Source organism: Streptomyces sp. JN8 (assembly GCF_055808075.1).
Map to the genome: position 1 here is coordinate 4,917,901 of NZ_CM147852.1, position 17,577 is coordinate 4,935,477.

Annotated in this window: 14 protein-coding genes; 12 read left to right on the forward strand and 2 right to left on the reverse strand. The window is 73.6% G+C overall.

From position 1 onward, the window contains the following. The first annotated feature begins 6 nt into the window (after positions 1 to 6). From rsmA to ACY0MR_RS21830, 11 genes are all read left to right on the forward strand, one after another. Positions 7 to 879, forward strand: a complete 873-nt coding sequence (gene rsmA, locus ACY0MR_RS21780) for a 16S rRNA (adenine(1518)-N(6)/adenine(1519)-N(6))-dimethyltransferase RsmA (protein ID WP_388806185.1) — start codon at positions 7 to 9, stop codon at positions 877 to 879. Continuing rightward, positions 876 to 1,781: a 4-(cytidine 5'-diphospho)-2-C-methyl-D-erythritol kinase gene (locus ACY0MR_RS21785; protein WP_473554798.1), complete on the forward strand. Its 906-nt coding sequence runs from the start codon at positions 876 to 878 to the stop codon at positions 1,779 to 1,781. Before rsmA ends, ACY0MR_RS21785 begins: the two co-directional genes overlap by 4 nt. 133 nt (positions 1,782 to 1,914) lie before the next feature. Further along, positions 1,915 to 3,207, forward strand: a complete 1,293-nt coding sequence (locus tag ACY0MR_RS21790; RefSeq protein WP_473554801.1) for an acyltransferase family protein — start codon at positions 1,915 to 1,917, stop codon at positions 3,205 to 3,207. A gap of 79 nt (positions 3,208 to 3,286) precedes the next feature. Further along, positions 3,287 to 5,092, forward strand: coding sequence for an ABC-F family ATP-binding cassette domain-containing protein (locus ACY0MR_RS21795; RefSeq protein WP_403315840.1), 1,806 nt, complete (start codon positions 3,287 to 3,289; stop codon positions 5,090 to 5,092). A 112-nt stretch (positions 5,093 to 5,204) separates the two neighbouring features. Continuing rightward, on the forward strand, positions 5,205 to 7,052 hold the full coding sequence (locus ACY0MR_RS21800; protein ID WP_473554803.1) for an outer membrane protein assembly factor BamB family protein: 1,848 nt from the start codon (positions 5,205 to 5,207) through the stop codon (positions 7,050 to 7,052). Positions 7,053 to 7,065: 13 nt separating this feature from the next. After that, entirely contained in the window at positions 7,066 to 8,826 is a 1,761-nt protein-coding gene (locus ACY0MR_RS21805) for an outer membrane protein assembly factor BamB family protein (protein WP_473554806.1), read from the forward strand. 159 nt (positions 8,827 to 8,985) lie between these two features. Beyond that, positions 8,986 to 9,672, forward strand: a complete 687-nt coding sequence (locus ACY0MR_RS21810; protein ID WP_361846601.1) for a response regulator transcription factor — start codon at positions 8,986 to 8,988, stop codon at positions 9,670 to 9,672. A 160-nt stretch (positions 9,673 to 9,832) separates the two neighbouring features. Next, on the forward strand, positions 9,833 to 10,876 hold the full coding sequence (galT, locus tag ACY0MR_RS21815) for a galactose-1-phosphate uridylyltransferase (protein ID WP_473554808.1): 1,044 nt from the start codon (positions 9,833 to 9,835) through the stop codon (positions 10,874 to 10,876). Then, on the forward strand, positions 10,873 to 11,859 hold the full coding sequence (galE, locus tag ACY0MR_RS21820) for a UDP-glucose 4-epimerase GalE (RefSeq protein WP_361846587.1): 987 nt from the start codon (positions 10,873 to 10,875) through the stop codon (positions 11,857 to 11,859). Before galT ends, galE begins: the two co-directional genes overlap by 4 nt. Next, positions 11,856 to 12,995 carry a galactokinase gene (gene galK / locus ACY0MR_RS21825; RefSeq protein WP_361846589.1) on the forward strand — a complete coding sequence of 380 codons (1,140 nt, stop codon included), beginning with the start codon at positions 11,856 to 11,858 and terminating at the stop codon, positions 12,993 to 12,995. The genes galE and galK overlap by 4 nt, the downstream gene beginning before the upstream one ends. 301 nt (positions 12,996 to 13,296) lie before the next feature. Continuing rightward, positions 13,297 to 14,082 carry a LuxR C-terminal-related transcriptional regulator gene (locus ACY0MR_RS21830; protein WP_388806170.1) on the forward strand — a complete coding sequence of 262 codons (786 nt, stop codon included), beginning with the start codon at positions 13,297 to 13,299 and terminating at the stop codon, positions 14,080 to 14,082. Here ACY0MR_RS21830 and ACY0MR_RS21835 read toward each other — a convergent pair. Continuing rightward, entirely contained in the window at positions 14,041 to 14,538 is a 498-nt protein-coding gene (locus tag ACY0MR_RS21835) for a MarR family winged helix-turn-helix transcriptional regulator (RefSeq protein WP_361846593.1), read from the reverse strand. The genes ACY0MR_RS21830 and ACY0MR_RS21835 overlap by 42 nt on opposite strands. A 163-nt stretch (positions 14,539 to 14,701) precedes the next feature. Between ACY0MR_RS21835 and ACY0MR_RS21840 the strand changes: the two genes are divergently transcribed. Then, the gene (locus ACY0MR_RS21840) at positions 14,702 to 15,544 is read left to right on the forward strand and encodes a trans-aconitate 2-methyltransferase (protein WP_388806167.1); all 843 of its coding nucleotides are present in this window, start codon (positions 14,702 to 14,704) and stop codon (positions 15,542 to 15,544) included. A gap of 130 nt (positions 15,545 to 15,674) precedes the next feature. Here ACY0MR_RS21840 and ACY0MR_RS21845 read toward each other — a convergent pair whose 3' ends face one another. After that, positions 15,675 to 17,405, reverse strand: a complete 1,731-nt coding sequence (locus ACY0MR_RS21845; RefSeq protein WP_388806165.1) for an FG-GAP-like repeat-containing protein — start codon at positions 17,403 to 17,405, stop codon at positions 15,675 to 15,677. Between the last annotated feature and the right edge of the window lie 172 nt (positions 17,406 to 17,577).

Genomic DNA, 17,577 nt, shown 5'->3' on the forward strand with positions numbered 1-17,577 from the left:
GTACCGGTGAGCACCACCACCGGCCCCGAAAGCCCCGACGCCCTCCTCGGCCCCGCCGACATCCGTGAGCTGGCCGCCGCCCTCGGCGTACGCCCCACGAAGCAGAAGGGCCAGAACTTCGTCATCGACGCCAACACCGTCCGGCGGATCGTCCGCACGGCCGAGGTCCGGCCCGACGACGTGGTCGTGGAGGTGGGACCCGGACTCGGCTCCCTCACCCTGGCCCTCCTGGAGGCCGCGGACCGGGTGACGGCCGTCGAGATCGACGACGTGCTCGCCGCCGCGCTCCCCGCCACCATCCAGGCCCGGATGCCGGCCCGCGCCGACCGCTTCGCGCTCGTCCACTCCGACGCCATGCACGTCCAGGAACTGCCCGGCCCCCCGCCGACCGCGCTCGTGGCCAACCTGCCGTACAACGTCGCCGTGCCGGTCCTGCTCCACATGCTGGAGCGGTTCCCGACCATCGAGCGGACCCTCGTCATGGTCCAGGCCGAGGTCGCCGACCGCCTCGCCGCCAAGCCCGGCAACAAGGTCTACGGCGTCCCCTCGGTCAAGGCCAACTGGTACGCCGAGGTCAAGCGCGCCGGATCCATCGGCCGCAACGTCTTCTGGCCCGCGCCGAACGTCGACTCCGGACTCGTCTCCCTGGTCCGCCGCAGCGAGCCGCTCGCCACCAGCGCCACCCGCCAGGAGGTCTTCGCCGTCGTCGACGCGGCCTTCGCCCAGCGCCGCAAGACCCTGCGCGCGGCCCTCGCCACCTGGGCCGGCTCACCCGCCGCGGCGGAGGAGGCCCTGGTCAAGGCCGGGATCTCGCCGCAGGCCCGCGGCGAGGGACTCACCGTCGAGGAGTTCGCCCGGATCGCGGAGGCCAAGGCATGACCATCCCCGCAGGCGTCACCGTCCGCGTCCCCGCCAAGGTCAACGTCCAGCTCGCGGTGGGCGCCGCCCGCCCCGACGGCTTCCACGACCTGGCCAACGTCTTCCTCGCGGTCTCCCTGTACGACGAGGTCACCGCCACCCCCGCCGACACCCTCACGGTCACCTGCGAGGGCCCGGACGCGGACAAGGTCCCGCTCGACCGCACCAACCTGGCCGCACGGGCCGCCGAACTGCTCGCCGCCCGGCACGGCATCGCCCCGGACGTGCACCTGCACATCGCCAAGGACATCCCCGTCGCCGGCGGCATGGCCGGCGGCAGCGCCGACGGCGCCGGCGCCCTGCTCGCCTGCGACGCGCTCTGGGGCCTCGACTCCTCCCGCGAGGAACTCCTGGAGATCTGCGCCGAACTCGGCAGCGACGTCCCGTTCAGCCTCGTCGGCGGGGCCGCGCTCGGCACCGGCCGCGGCGAGAAGCTGACGGAGATCCCGGTCGGCGGCGGCTTCCACTGGGTCTTCGCCGTCGCCGACGGCGGCCTGTCCACCCCGGTGGTCTTCGGCGAGTTCGACCGCCTCACCGCGGGCACCGACGTCCCCGAACCCGCCGCCTCCCCGGTCCTCCTGGACGCCCTGCGCGCCGGCGACACCACCGCCCTCGCGGCCGCCCTCGCCAACGACCTCCAGCCGGCCGCCCTCTCCCTGCGCCCCTCGCTCGCCGCGACGCTGGCGGCGGGCACCGCGGCGGGCGCGCTGGCCGCCCTGGTCTCGGGCTCCGGCCCGACGACCGCGTTCCTGGTGAAGGACGCCGAGGCCGCGGAGGCGGTCGCCACCGCCCTGCTCGCCTCGAACACCTGCCGCACGACCCACACGGCCACCTCACCGGCCCCCGGCGCCCGACTCGTATAGGGCCTGTCGTCGAACTCCCGTCCGCCCCGCGGGCGACGACGGGAGTGCGACGGCACCCCCTGGGCCGTACTCAGCCGCCGGCTGAGTACCCGCGCCCTGTCGCCCGCCCGGCCCCCCGCGGGACCGTACGGGCATGGGAATCAGCGCGCGTGAGCTCGCCGCCGCAACGCCGGCGAGCCGGGACCGGTACGTCGACCTGCTCCGGGTCGCCTCGCTCTCCGTCGTCGTCCTCGGACACTGGCTGATGGCGGCCGTCACGGCCGACGGACAGGTCGGCAACCTGCTCGCCGTCGTGCCCGAACTCCAGGTGGCGACCTGGCTGTTCCAGGTGATGCCGGTGTTCTTCTTCGTCGGCGGCTTCTCGCACGCCCTCGCCCACCGCTCCCGGCCCCGGTACGCGGCCTTCCTCCGGGCCCGGCTCCAGCGGCTGCTGCGGCCGACGATGGTCTTCGTCGGGGTCTGGGGGGCCGCCGCGCTCGTCCTCCAGCTGTCCGGGGCGGACGGCGGACTCACCGGGGTCGCGCTGCGGCTGGTCACCCAGCCCCTCTGGTTCATCGGGATCTACCTGGCGATGGTCGCCTTCACCCCGCCGCTGCTGCGCCTGCACGAGCGGTGGGGCTGGGGCGCGTTCGCGGCCCTCGCGGGCGGGGCCGTCGCGGTCGACGTGCTGCGGTTCGCCGCGGACGTCCCGTTCGTCGAGTTCCTCAACTTCGCCTTCGTGTGGCTGGCGGTCCACCAGCTCGGCTTCCTCCGCGCCGACGGCATGATCCGCCGCCCCGCCCTGCTCGCCGGCGCGGGCCTCCTCGGCGCCACCGCGCTCGTCGCCCTCGGGCCCTACCCGCTCTCGATGGTGGGAATGCCGGGGGAGAAGGTCTCCAACATGGCGCCGCCCACCCTCGCCCTGCTCTGCCACGGCCTGTGGGTGGTCGGCGTGGTCGAACTGCTCCGGGGACCCGGGACCCGGCTCGTGGCCCGCGCCGGGGTGTGGCGCACGGTGGTCGCCGCGAACGGTGTCGCGATGACGGCGTTCCTCTGGCACCTCACCGCGATGCTCGGGGTGTACGGCGCCCTGCTCGGCCTCGACCGGGAGCTGCCCGCCCCGGCGACCGGCGCCTGGTGGACGCAGGTCCCCCTCCGCCTCCTCGCGGCGGCCCTCCTCACGGCCCTGCTCGTGGCCGCCTTCCGCCGCTTCGAGGCCCCGGCCCCGGCCGCCCCCTCGACCGGACGGGGCGGCCCGGTGGCCGCGGTCGGCATCACGCTCGCCCTCCTCGGCGTCCTCGGGCTCTCCCTGACCGGCTTCGCCGGACTCCTCGACGGCCACTCCGCCACCCTGATAGCCGTCCCGGTCACCGCCCCCGCGGCCGTCGGGCTCGCGCTGGCGGGCTGGCTCCTCGTCGAGCGGGCGGGGCGCGGCGGATCGCGGTGACGGGCGGTACTGCCCGTCCGCGCGGGGTGCGCGGCAACGTACTCTGGGAGATCGATCGATCCCCCGTACAGGAGTCAAAGTGGCCGTCAATCTGGTCAATGTCGAGGCTGTCAGCAAGGTGTACGGCACCCGTGCCCTGCTCGACGGCGTCTCGCTCGGCGTCTCCGAGGGGGACCGGATCGGGGTCGTGGGCCGCAACGGCGACGGCAAGACCACCCTCATCCGGATGCTGGCCAAGCTGGAGGAGGCCGACACCGGCCGCGTCACCCACAGCGGCGGGCTGCGCCTCGGCGTGCTCACCCAGCACGACTCCCTCGACCCGGAGGCCACCATCCGGCACGAGGTCATCGGCGTCATGGCCGACCACGAGTGGGCCGGCAGCGCCAAGATCCGCGACGTGCTCACCGGCCTCTTCGGCGGGCTCGACCTGCCCGGCTTCGAGAACGGCCTGGACACCGTCATCGGCCCGCTCTCCGGCGGCGAGCGCCGCCGCATCGCGCTCGCCAAGCTCCTCATCGAGGACCAGGACCTGATCGTCCTCGACGAGCCCACCAACCACCTCGACGTCGAGGGCATCTCCTGGCTCGCCCAGCACCTCCAGGCGCGCCGCTCCGCCCTCGTCTGCGTCACCCACGACCGCTGGTTCCTCGACCAGGTCTGCACCCGCATGTGGGACGTCCAGCGCGGCGCCGTCCACGAGTACGAGGGCGGCTACTCCGACTACGTCTTCGCCCGCGCCGAGCGCGAGCGCATCGCCGCGACCGAGGAGACGAAGCGGCAGAACCTGATGCGCAAGGAGCTGGCCTGGCTGCGGCGCGGCGCCCCCGCCCGCACCTCCAAGCCCCGCTACCGCATCGAGGCGGCCAACGAGCTGATCGCCGACGTGCCGCCGCCGCGCGACACCTCCGAGCTGATGAAGTTCGCCAACGCGCGACTCGGCAAGACCGTGTTCGACCTGGAGGACGTGACCGTCACCGCCGGTCCCAAGACCCTCCTGGAGCACCTCACCTGGCAGCTGGGCCCCGGCGACCGCATCGGCCTCGTCGGCGTCAACGGCGCGGGCAAGACCTCCCTCCTGCGGGCGCTCGCCGACGCCGCCGTCAGCCAGGGCGAGATCCAGCCCGCCGCGGGCTCCGTCACCGTCGGCAAGACCGTCCGGCTCGCCTACCTCTCCCAGGACGTCACCGAACTCCCCGGCACCCTCCGCGTCCTGGAGGCCGTCCAGCAGATCCGCGACCGGGTCGACCTCGGCAAGGGCCGCGAGATGACCGCGGGCCAGCTCTGCGAGCAGTTCGGCTTCTCCAAGGAGAAGCAGTGGACGCCCGTCGGCGACCTCTCCGGCGGCGAGCGCCGCCGCCTCCAGCTGCTGCGCCTCCTCATGGACGAGCCGAACGTCCTCTTCCTCGACGAGCCCACCAACGACCTCGACATCGAGACCCTCACCCAGCTGGAGGACCTCCTCGACGGCTGGCCGGGCTCCATGGTCGTGATCTCCCACGACCGCTTCTTCATCGAGCGCACCACCGACCGGACCCTCGCGCTGCTCGGCGACCGCACCCTGCGGATGCTGCCCCGCGGCATCGACGAGTACCTGGAACGGCGCCGGAAGATGATCGAGTCGGCCGCCCCGGCTCCCGCCGCCGCGCCCGCCCCGAGCAAGCCGGGCCTCTCCGCCGCCGACGCGCGCGCCGCCAAGAAGGAGCTGCAGAAGGTCGAGCGGCAGCTCGACAAGCTCTCCGAGAAGGAGGGCAGGCTGCACGGGCGGATCGCCGACAACGCGACCGATTTCGAGCTCGTGGCGAAGCTCGACGCCGAGCTCCGGGAACTCGCGGGGGAGCGGGACGAATTGGAGATGCGCTGGCTCGAGCTGGCCGAGGACGCATAACGAGGGCATCACAGGCCGGTCCTCCCTTGGGTACAAGGGGCGGACCGGTCGCTTTTGCGCCGGCGCGTGGGTGGTAGAAAGAAAACCCGCTCACGTCAAGGGGGAACCGCTGATGACCCAGCCGCCCAGCAACCAGCCGCCGGGGGGCTTCGGAGCTCCCCAGGATCCGAACCAGGGCCCGCCGCACCAGGGGACGCCGCCGGTGCCGCCCGTCCCGCCGCAGGCGCCGCAGACCCCGCCCCCGCCCGCCGGCCCGCCGCCGGCCGCGCCCGGCCCGTACGGTCAGCCGACGCAGCCCCGTTACGGATACCCGCAGCAGGGCGGGCCCGGTCAGCCGGGCCCGTACGGCCAGCCGCCCCAGCAGCCCTACGGCTACCCGCAGCAGGGCCGGCAACCGGGCCCGTACGGCCAGCCGCAGCAGCCCGGACCGTACGGTCAGCAGCAGAACCCCTACGGCGGCCACCCGACCCAGCCGGGGTACCCGGGCGCCCCCACCCCGCCGCCCTCCGGCGGCGGCCTCAAGGGCCGTACCGGTCTCGTCGCCGCCGTGGCCGCGGGCGCCGTCCTGGTGGCCGCCGTCGCCACCTGGGCCGTCGTCGGCGGCGGGGACGACAAGGACCCGGTCGCCGGACCGTCGACCAGCGCGAGCGCCTCCACCGGCGCGCCCTCGCCGAGCGAGTCGGTCGACAAGGGCGACGGCTCGGGCGACGGCTCCAACGGCGGCGACGACGACCTGAACGCCGGCCGCCAGGCGGGCGAGGCCAAGGTCAACTGGCTGCTCCAGAACAACGTCGACCTGCCCCGCAACGGCGCCGACGTCCTCGGCCCGTGGATCGTCGGCGACACCGTCGTCAAGGCGATGTACAAGGGCGTCTCGGGCTACAACCTGAGCGACGGCGCCGAGAAGTGGCACGTCGACGTGCCGTTCGAGCTGTGCGCCGCGCCCGCGGAGCCCTCGGCGAACGGCGTCATGGTCTTCGCCTACGCCGAGAGCGCCAAGGACGGCGCCAAGTGCACCTCGCTCCAGCAGGTCGACCTGAAGACCGGCAAGGCGGGCTGGAAGAAGGCCGTGCCGAAGCCCAAGGGCCTCTTCGCCTTCTCGGACAACACCCTGTCCATCAGCGGCAACACCGTCACCGTCTCCGGCACCAGCAGCTCCTACGGCTTCTCGCTGGCCGACGGCCGGCAGCTCTTCACCGGTGCCACGAGCGGCTGCAAGCCCTTCGCGTACGCCGGCGGCACCAAGCTGATCGCCGCCATGGACTGCCCCTCGGGCAGCACCACGAAGAAGCTCCAGGGTGTCAGCGAGGTCGACCCGAACACGGGCAGGCCCAAGTGGACGTTCAAGCTGGAGAGCGACTGGGAGGTGGACCGGGTCTACTCGGTCGACCCGCTGGTCGTCTCCGCCACCCAGCGCGAGCAGAAGAAGTGGACCATCTTCTCGCTCAACGCCAACGGGTCGCTCCGCTCGCAGATCCAGGGCGGCAAGGACAAGTTCGCCCCCTCGTGCGGCGGCGGCTTCGTCATCTTCGGGAAGAACCTCCAGGGGTGCACCGGGGTCGCGGCCGACGCGAACACCTTCTACATGGCCACCGAGACCTCGTACGGCAACCCCAACGAGGTCGTCGCCTTCGACCTGAAGACCGGCAAGGCGAAGTGGCGGTCCAAGGCGCCCGGCGAGCAGAGCATGATCCCGCTCCGCATGGAGGGCGGCCAGGTCCTGGTGTACGTGGACCCGTCGTACGACAAGGGCGGCGCGGTCGCGACGATCGCCCCCACCGGCGGCGCGCCGAAGATCGTGCTCCAGCACCCGGCGTCGACGGCCCAGGTCGAGAACAACTTCTACAGCCCGGGCTACGCGTACGGCGCCGGCACCTTCGTCGTGGCGAGCGGGCGGGTCTCCGCCTCGAACGACAAGGAAGAAAAGCTGGTCAAGACGATGATGGCGTTCAGCAAGTGAGGTACACGGACCGATGACGCAGCCACCCCCGCCCCCGCCGAACCAACCCCCGGACCCGCAGGGCGGCTTCGGCGCCCCGACGCCGCCGCAGCAGCAGCCGGAGCCCGGCTACGGCTACCCGCAGCAGCCGCAGCAGCCGTACGGCTACCCGGCGCAGCCGCCCACGCAGCCCCAGCAGGGCTACGGCGGCTACCAGCAGCCGGTGCAGCCCCCGTACGGCTACCCGCCCCAGCCGCAGCAGGGCTACGGCGGCTACCAGCAGCCGCCCACGGCCGCGGTCCCGGCCGCGGCCCCGGGCGGCCGCGGGAAGCTGTCGGCCCAGGTCCAGATCATCATCGCGGCGGTCGTCGCCGTCGTCCTGATCGTCGGCGCCGGCATCTGGTACGCCAACTCCGGTGACGGCGGCAAGGGCGACGAGTCGAAGGGCACCGGCGGCACCGCGCAGGGCACCGACGGCGGCTCCGGCGACACCAAGGGGATCGGCGGCGGCGGCAAGGAGAAGCCGCCGGCGGACACCCAGGCGAAGATGACGTTCAAGGTGGAGCAGCCGGCCGTGCCGGACGTCACCGACGTCTCGGGCTCGTGGATCACCGACAAGGCGTACGTGAAGACGGGCATCGACTCGATCGTGGCGTACGACCGCGACAAGGGAACGGTCCTGTGGAAGCTGCCCCTGACCGGTCAGGTCTGCGGCAGCTCGCGCCATGTGACGGCCGACAACAAGGTGCCCGTCCTCTTCGAGGCCAAGAAGCGGGTCGCGCCGCGCTACTACCAGCAGTGCACCGAGGTCGGCCTGGTCGACCTGAACGCGGGCAAGCTGCTGTGGTCCACCTCGGTCACCGGCGGCACCGCCGGGGACCAGAAGGTCCGCTTCAGCGAGATCACGCTCAGCGGGAAGACGGTCGCGGCCGGCGGCACCGACGGCGGCGCCGCCTTCGACCTGGCCAACGGCAACCCGCGGTGGAAGCCGCAGGCCAACGACCAGAACTGCTTCGACCAGGGGTACGGCGGCGGCGAGGGCCTCGTCGCGGTCCGCAAGTGCGGTCCGTACGACGCCCAGTACGTGATGATCCAGAACCTGGACCCGGTCTCGGGCGCCCCGGTCGCGCAGTACAAGATGCCGACCGGCGTCAAGTACGCGTCCGTGGTCTCCACGAAGCCGCTGGTCGTGGCGGCCGACGTCGGCGACAGCGCCGGCGACGGCAGCGGCATCTCGGACTTCTTCTCCATCGACGAGAAGACCGGGAAGCTGAAGGCGAAGATCACCGCGGACGCCGACCAGTACGCGGGCCGCTGCCGCTCGACCCGGGTCGAGGCCTGCACGCAGGTCGTCGTGGGCAACGGCCGGCTGTACGTGCCGACCGAGCAGCACGAGGGCTCCACCGGGGAGTTCGGCGACGAGACGAACGAGCTCATCGCCTTCGACCTGGCCACCGGCCGGACGGCGCCGGAGAAGGCGGACGCGGGGGACAAGTACACCCTGGTCCCGCTCCGCATGGACGGCGGCAACATCATCGCCTACAAGGAACCGCCCTACGACAAGGGCGGCCGGATCGTCTCCATCGACGGCGCCACGATGAAGGAGACCCTGCTCCTGGAGAACCCGGCGGACAAGACCATCCACGACGTGGAGAACAGCTTCTCCCCGGACTACGCGGAGATCCTGTACCGCGACGGCCGGGTGTTCATGTCCGACATGATGCTCTCCAAGCCGCGGGCGTCGGCCTCGCCGGGTGACAAGGAGTACCTGGCGGTGTCGTTCAGCACCCACTGAGCGCGTCGGCATCGGACGGATGCCGTGAGGTTCGCGCGGCCCGGCGCGTCGGTTCACCCCGACGCGCCGGGCCGTTTGCGCGGGGTGCCGGTGGGTGAGGAATTCGGGGTCGAGCGGGTGGCCGGCGGACGGCGGCCCGGAGGATGGGGGATGACCGGGATGGGCGTACGGCTCGTGGTGGTGGACGACCACCGCCTGCTCGCGGAGGCGCTCGCCTCGGCGCTGAAGCTGCGCGGGCACCGGGTGCTCGCGGCGGCCGCGCCGGTGGCGGGGGCGGCCGAGCTGGTGGTGGGCCGGGCGCCGGAGGTCTGCCTCCTGGGCACGGCGGCCCCGGCCGAGCCGGGCGCCTTCGACGTGGTCGTACGGATCAAGCGCGAGCGGCCGCAGGTGGCCGTGGTGGTGCTGGGCCCGGTGCCCTCGCCGCGGGGGATCGCGGCGGCGTTCGCCGCGGGGGCCTCGGGGTACGTCCGGCACGACGAGCGGATCGAGGGCGTCGAGCGGGCCCTGGTGAAGGCGAGGGCGGGGGAGGCCGCGGTGGCGCCGCAGCTGCTGCAGTCGGCCTTCGCCGAGCTGCTGCACCCCTCGGCGCAGCCCGACGACGAGGGCCAGCGGCTGCTGCGGCTGCTGACGCAGCGGGAGGTGGAGGTCCTCGTCCGGGTCGCGGAGGGGGAGGACACCCGGCTGATCGCGGAGGGCATGGGGATCGCGCCGAGCACCGCCCGCACGCACGTGCAGCGGGTGCTGATGAAGCTGGGGGTGGGGTCGCGTCTGGAGGCGGCGGCCCTGGCGGCCCGTACGGGGCTGCTCGACCGCGCGGTGCCGGTGCAGCGGGGCCCGTCGCTCTGAGGTCCGGTCCTCGGGGTCCCGGCACGGTGGCCGTCGGCCGTCCTGCTTTCGAGTGAAGCCCGGTCCCCCCGTTCGCGGGCGTGGCCGGGCTTCACCGTTGACGGTGATGTTGGAATGTGGTTCCTTGTGCGTGGTTATGTTGGAACCGCCGGAGGGTCCCGTGAAGAAGACCGCCACCACGCTCGCCGACGGGCGCGAGCTGATCTACTACGACACCCGCGACGACGCCGTCCGCACCGCCGCCGACACCCGGCCGCTCGACCCGGTCGCCTCGACCACCGAGCTCCGCCGCGACGCGCTCCTCGGGGACCTGGTGGCCGTCGCCTCGCACCGGCAGGGCCGCACCTACCACCCGCCCGTCGGCGAGTGCCCCCTCTGCCCCTCCGGCGACGGACGGCAGAGCGAGATCCCGGCCCCCGACTACGAGGTCGTCGTCTTCGAGAACCGCTTCCCCACCCTCGCCGGCGCCTCGGGCCGCTGCGAGGTCGTCTGCTTCACCGCCGACCACGACGCCTCCTTCGCCGACCTCACCCCCGAGCGGGCCGCCCTCGTGCTCGACGCCTGGACCGACCGCACCACCGAACTCGCCGCCCGCCCCGGCGTCGAGCAGGTGTACTGCTTCGAGAACCGCGGCGCCGAGATCGGCGTCACCCTCGCCCACCCCCACGGGCAGATCTACGCCTATCCGGCCGCCACCCCCCGCACCGCCCTCATGCAGCACCACGCGGCCGAGCACCGGGCCCGCACCGGCGGCAACCTCTTCGACGACGTCGTCGCCCGGGAACGCGCCGACGCCGAGCGGATCGTCCTGGAGACCGGGCACTGGACCGCCTTCGTGCCGTACGCCGCCCACTGGCCGTACGAGGTCCACCTCTACCCGAACCGGCGGGTCCCCGACCTGCGCGCGCTCGACGCGGAGGCCCGCACAGAGTTCCCACAGATCTATCTGGAACTCTTGAGGCGCTTCGACCGGATCTTCGGACCGGAGGAGCCGCCGACGCCGTACATCTCCGCCTGGCACCAGGCGCCGTTCACCGGTGCGGACCGCGAGGAGTTCGCGCTGCACCTGGAACTCTTCACCGTCCGCCGGACGTCCGGCAGGCTCAAGTACCTCGCGGGCACGGAGTCCGGCATGAGCGCGTTCAGCAACGACGTGCCGCCGGAGGCGGCGGCCCGGCGACTCAGAGAGGTGGCAGGCACGTGACCGACGCAGGAAAGAAGTACCTGGTGACCGGCGGGGCGGGATACGTGGGCAGCGTCGTCGCCGCCCACCTCCTGGAGCGGGGCCACCGGGTCACCGTCCTCGACGACCTCTCCACCGGCTTCGCCGAAGCCGTCCCGGCCGGCGCCGAGTTCGTCGAGGGCCGCGTCCAGGACGCCGCGCGGTGGCTGGACGGCTCCTACGACGCCGTCCTGCACTTCGCCGCGTTCTCCCAGGTCGGCGAGTCCGTCGCGGCGCCCGAGAAGTACTGGGAGAACAACGTCGGCGGCAGCATGGCCCTGCTCGCCGCCCTGCGCTCCGCGGGCGTCCGCAAGCTGGTCTTCTCCTCCACCGCCGCCACCTACGGGGAACCGGCGAGCGTGCCGATCACCGAGACCGCACCCACCGCGCCCACCAGCCCGTACGGGGCGAGCAAGCTCGCCGTCGACCACATGATCGGCGGCGAGTGCGCCGCCCACGGCCTCGCCGCCGTCTCGCTGCGCTACTTCAACGTCGCGGGCGCCCACGGCCCCCTCGGCGAGCGGCACGCACCCGAGTCCCACCTCGTCCCGCTCGTCCTCCAGGTCGCCCTCGGCGACCGCGAGGCGATCTCCGTGTACGGCGACGACTACCCGACCCCCGACGGCACCTGCGTCCGCGACTACATCCACGTGGCCGACCTCGCCGAGGCCCACCTCCTGGCACTCGACGCGATGACCGCCGGCGAGCACCTCGTCTGCAACCTCGGCAACGGCAACGGCTTCTCCGTCCGCGAGGTCGTCGAGACCGCGCGGAAGGTCACCGGGCACCCGATCCCGGAGGTCCTCGCCCCGCGCCGGGCCGGCGACCCCGCCGTCCTCGTCGCCTCCGCCGAGGCCGCCCGCGAGCGCCTGGGCTGGACGCCGTCCCGCCCGGACCTGGCGGACGTGATCGCCGACGCGTGGGCCTTCGCCCGCGCGCGGCACGGGGAGGAGGGCCGCGCATGAGCGTCGCCGAGGACTTCGAGGCGCTGTACGGCGCCGCCCCCGACGGCGTCTGGGCCGCCCCCGGCCGGGTCAACCTGATCGGGGAGTACACCGACTTCAACGACGGCTTCGTGCTGCCGCTCGCCCTTCCGCACACGGCCGTCGCCGCCGTCTCCCGCCGCGACGACGGGATCCTGCGCCTGCACTCCGCCGACGTCGACGGCGGCATCGTCCAGCTCGCGGTCGACTCCCTCGAACCGCTCTCCGGCGGCGGCTGGGCCGCCTACCCGGCCGGCGTGGTCTGGGCGCTCCGGGCGGCCGGTCACGCCGTCACCGGCGCGGACGTCCACCTCGGCTCGACCGTGCCGACCGGCGCCGGGCTCTCCTCCTCGGCGGCCCTGGAGGTCGTCACCGCGCTCGCCCTCGACGAGCTGTTCGGACTCGGGCTGTCCCGGCCCGAACTCGCCCGGCTCGCCCAGCGCGCCGAGAACGACTTCGTCGGCGTCCCCTGCGGGGTGATGGACCAGATGGCCTCGGCCTGCGCGGAGGAGGGCCACGCCCTGTACCTGGACACCCGCGACCTCTCCTACCGCCAGGTCCCCTTCGACCTGGCCCGCGAGGGGCTGCGGCTGCTGGTCGTGGACACCCGGGTGAAGCACGCGCTCGGCGACGGCGCGTACGCCGAGCGGCGCGCGGGGTGCGAAGCGGGTGCGCGGGCGCTCGGCGCCCGCGCCCTGCGCGATGTGAGCGCCGCGCATCTGCCCGAGGCCCTCGCCCGGCTGGGCGACGGGACGGTGCGCCGCTACGTGCGGCACGTCGTCACCGACAACGCCCGGGTGGAGCGGACGATCGCGCTGCTCGACGCGGGGGACCCCCGGGCCGTCGGCGCCGTCCTCACCGAGGGCCACGCCTCCCTCCGGGACGATCTGCGGGTCTCCTGCGCGGAGCTCGACCTGGTCGTCGAGACGGCGAACGCCGCCGGGGCGCTGGGCGCCCGGATGACCGGCGGCGGCTTCGGCGGCTCCGCCGTCGTCCTGGTCGACGCCGACCGGGCGGACGCGGTCGCCGCCGCCGTGGGGAAGGCCTTCGCCGAGGCCGGCCTCGCCGCCCCCGGCATCTTCCCGGCCGTCCCCTCGGCGGGCGCCCGGCGCCTCTGACCGTCCGGCGGCACCCCTCCCGTGGTGCTCCGGCGGCCCCGCACCGGGCCGCCGGCACCCCTCGCACTCCCGTACGACTTCGGACAGTTCCGTGAATCGGCCCCCGCCGTGACGCCCCGCCCCTACGCTGAGGGGCAGCGCCGGTGGGGGCCGGTGCTGTTCAGGGGGCGAGACCCGGTCGGGTACGGCGTCGGCAGCGGGGTAAGCAGTCATCGCACGGCGGCGGCCGAGCAGTGGCGGACCCCGCCTCCGACGCCGTGCCCGCGTCGGCTTTCCCGTTCCTCGACACTTGGGGGTGTCCGTGGCACGCATCCGTGTCCTCGTGGTGGACGACCACCGCGTCTTCGCCGAATCGCTGGCCGCCGCACTCGCGGCCGAGCCCGATGTCGACGTCGCCGCCGCGGGAAGCGGCCCGGCCGCCCTGCGCTGTCTGGAGCGCGCCGCCGCGGAGGGCCGCCGGTTCGACGTGCTGCTCGTCGACGCGGAGCTGGGCGCCGGTCCCGCGGGGGCCGTTGCCCGTGCCGTGCCGGACGACGCCGAGGGCGCCGTCGACGGGATCTCCCTGGTCGCGGCGGTGCGCGGCCTCCAGCCCGCGGTCCGCACGGTGGTCCTGGCGGAGAAGGACGACCCGCAGCGGGCGGCGCTCGCGCTCCAGGCCGGGGCCTCCGGCTGGGTCGCGAAGGACTGCTCGCTCCAGCGGCTCCTCGCGGTGGTCCGCGGGGTGCTGCGGGACGAGACGCACCTGCCGCCCGCACTGCTCACGGGCGTCCTGCGGGAGCTGACGGCGGCCCGCAAGCACCGCACGGACAGCGAGCGGCTGGTGGAGTCGCTGACCCCGCGCGAGCGGGAGGTGCTGCGCTGCATGGTGGCGGGCCTGGGGCGCAAGGCCGTCGCCGAGCGCCTCTTCCTGTCCCCGCACACCGTCCGTACGCACATGCAGAACGTGCTGGGGAAGCTGGGCGTGCACTCGACCCTGGCGGCGGTCGCGCTGGCCCGCCGGGCGGGCGTGGGGCCTGCCCAGCTGGGCGTGGTGCCGCCGCCCGGGCTATCCGGGGATGTTGTCGAACGGGGCGGTCAGCCGGCGTAGCAGTGCGGCCAGTTCGCCGCGCTGGGGCCCGGACAGCTGGGCCAGGATGGCGCGCTCCTGGGCGAGCAGGCCGGCGAGGGCCTCGTCGGCGCGGTCGCGGCCCTCGGGGGTGAGCCGGACCAGCACGCCGCGCCGGTCGCTCGGGTCGGGGAGCCGCTCGACCAGGCCCTTCTTGGTGAGCCGGTCGATGCGGTTGGTCATGGTCCCGGAGGTCACCAGGGTCTGCGTCAGGAGCTGGCCGGGGGAGAGCTGGTACGGGGCTCCGGCGCGGCGCAGCGAGGTGAGGACGTCGAACTCCCAGGGCTCCAGCTGGTGCTCGGAGAAGGCGAGCCGACGGGCGCGGTCGAGGTGCCGGGCGAGCCGCGAGACGCGGCTGAGCACCTCGAGCGGTTCCACGTCGAGGTCGGGGCGCTCGCGGCGCCATGCTGCGACCAGTCGGTCGACCTCGTCCTCCATGACGATCAGTGTAGAGGGTCTGTTGACATAAAGTCTCTTGGGGTGGAGTTTCTCGATGTCGAGTATCTTGGAGTCAAGATATATTTCCCCGGACTACGGGGAAGGGACCCGCCCGGAACTCCGTTCCGCTTCGGCAACTCGTGCCAGCAAGGGGGCTTCGAACATGCATTCCGTGGAATCCGCCGCACCATCCGCGCCGACCTGGGATCCACAGCAGTACCTCCGCCACTCGGGCCACCGCACACGGCCCTTCCTCGACCTGCTCACCCGAATACCGCACCTGCCCGCCCAGGACCGGTCCGCCCGAATCGCCGACATCGGGTGCGGCCCCGGAAACGTCACGGCCCTCCTGGCCGACCGCTGGGCGGACGCCCACATCACCGGGTTCGACCTCTCGCCCGACATGCTGGAACAAGCCGGGAAGGACTGGTCCGGCACCACCCGCGGCGGCGGCTGGATCGACTTCCGGTCCGCCGACGCCGCCCACTGGACCCCCACCGAGCCCTACGACCTCATCGTCTCCAACGCCGCCCTCCAGTGGGTGCCCAACCACCCCGAGTCCTTCGCCGGCTGGATCGAGGGACTCCGGCCCGGCGGGACCTTCGCCTTCCAGGTCCCCGGCAACTTCACCTCCCCCAGCCACGCCCTGCTCGGCGAGCTCTGCGACACCCCCGAGTGGCGCGACCGGCTCGGCGACCAGGGCCGGCGCTTCGTCCACATCCTCGACGCCCCCGACTACCTCGACCGCCTCACCGGCCTCGGCTGCGAGACGGACGTCTGGGAGACGACCTACTGCCAGCTGCTCCAGGGCGAGGACCCCGTCCTGGACTGGGTCAAGGGCACCGCGCTGCGGCCCGTCCTCACCACCCTGGGCGACGACCGGGAGGCCGTCGACGCCTTCCTCGGCCAGTACCGGGACCTCCTCCGCGAGGCCTACCCGCGGGGTCCGCACGGCACGGTCTTCCCGTTCCGGCGGATCTTCGCCGTCGCCCGCAAGCCCCTCTGACGCCCCGGCCGCCGCGCGAGCCCCTCGGTGCGGACCGCCCCGGCACATGCGGACGCCCCGCACCGGAAGTCCGGTGCGGGGCGTCCGCACGAGGGCGCGGGCCCGCCGGGCCCGCGCCCGCCCGAGGTTCCTACGACATGGCGTTGTAGATCTGGAAGCCGGGGCCGATCTTGTACCGGTCGCCGAACTTGCCGGACCCGGCGTTCTGGTAGCCCCAGAGGTCGCCGCCCGAGGTCACGCCGAGCAGGTCGCCCTTGCCGTCGCCGTTCAGGTCGCCGGGGGCGATGACCTTGCTGTACGTGTTCCAGCCGCGGCCGACCTCCTTCCGCGCACCGAACGGCGCGGTCGCGTTGCCCGTTCCCGGATACACGTACAGGACGCCGTCCGTGGCGCGGGCCACGATGTCCGCGCGTCCGTCGCCGGTGTAGTCGCCCGCGCCGACGATCTTGTTGAACGCGCCCCAGCCGCCGCCCACCTTGATGCGCGAGGCGAAGCCCGTGCTCTGCCCGTTGCCCTTGTACAGGTACAGGTTGCCGGAGCGGTCGCGGGCCAGCAGGTCGCCCTTGCCGTCGCCGCTCAGGTCGCCCGGGCCGACGAGCGCGTTGTAGACGCCCCAGCCCGAACCGATGTAGACGCCGTCGACGTAGAGGCCGTTGTCGAAGAGCTGCGCGATGTCGGACGAGTTGTCCGGGTCCAGCGAGGCCAGGTGCGTGTAGTCCGCACCCCGCCAGCCGCCCGTGTCGCCGAGCTGGCCGCGCGCGGTCAGCACGCCGTTGGTCCGGCTGCCGTACCAGAACATCGTGCCGGCCGAGTCCCGCGCCAGCACGCCCTCCTTGGTCGCGGCCACCGGGCTGTTGCTCGCGCCGCCGAACTGCGGAACGCCCTCCCAGCCGCCCACCGAGCTGCCCTGCACCCGGCCCGCCAGGGTGCCGTTGCCCTTGCCGGTGTAGTACCAGAAGGTGCCCTTGGTGTCGCGGGCGAGCAGCTCGCCGTTCCCGTCGCCGTTGTCGTCGCCCACCGGAACGATCGTGTTGTAGATGTTCCAGCCGCCGCCGACGGACTTGCGGGCGCCGAACGGCGTGGTCTTGTCGCCCGTGCCGGGGTAGAACCACAGCGTGCCGGCGGTGTCGCGGGCGTACAGGTCGGCCCAGCCGTCGCCGTTGTTGTCGCCCATGCCGATCAGCTGGTCGTAGGTGTTCCAGCCGGAGCCGACCCGCACCCGCGCCGACAGCGGCGCGCTGCGCTTGCCCGTCCCGTAGTACAGGTACAGGGTGCCGGTGGTGTCGCGGGCCAGCACGTCCGCCAGGTTGTCGTCGTTCACGTCGCCCGGCGAGAAGAGCTTGTTGTAGATCTGCCAGCCCTTGCCCTGCCACGCGTACGACGCCGAGGTGGGCGTGGCGTCCGCGTACATGGTCAGCGCGCCCTGCTCCGAGAGCACCAGGACCTCGGGGCCGCCGCCGACCGCGTCCTGGTTGCCGATCGGGACGATGTCCTTCGGCAGCGGCAGGCTGCCCTCGTTGAAGGCGCCGCCCCCGCCCTGCGCGGTCGCGGTGTAGACGGTGCCGTTCCAGCCGCGGTAGATCAGGTCGCTGACGCCGTCGCCGTCGAAGTCCGACAGCGGGTCCGGGACCCGGGACCCCGTCGCGGCGGCCGCGCCGGCGCCGGCCGCACCGGCGGCGCCGGCCCGGGCCGCGCCCGGCACCGGCCGGGTCAGCGGCGGCGTGGTGACGTCGGACGCCGGCTTCTCGACGGCCGGGTGGGGCGGCGCCGGCCGGTCGGCCGACGCGGGGGTCGCGAGCAGCATGCCCGCGGAGAGGACGAGAGCGGTGCACGCCGTGAGGCGGGCACGCGTGAGGTGCACAGAACGCAAGAGATCCCCCCCAGGGATCAGAATGTCGTCGGACCGGAAACGGGCGTCCGCGACACCCCCGCACGGCAGAAAGCGCGTACGAAGGGCGAACGCCTCCGGGTGTTCGGGAGCATACCGTCCGGGGGTGACAGAGGTCGCCGGGAAAAAGCGCGGCCCCGCGCAT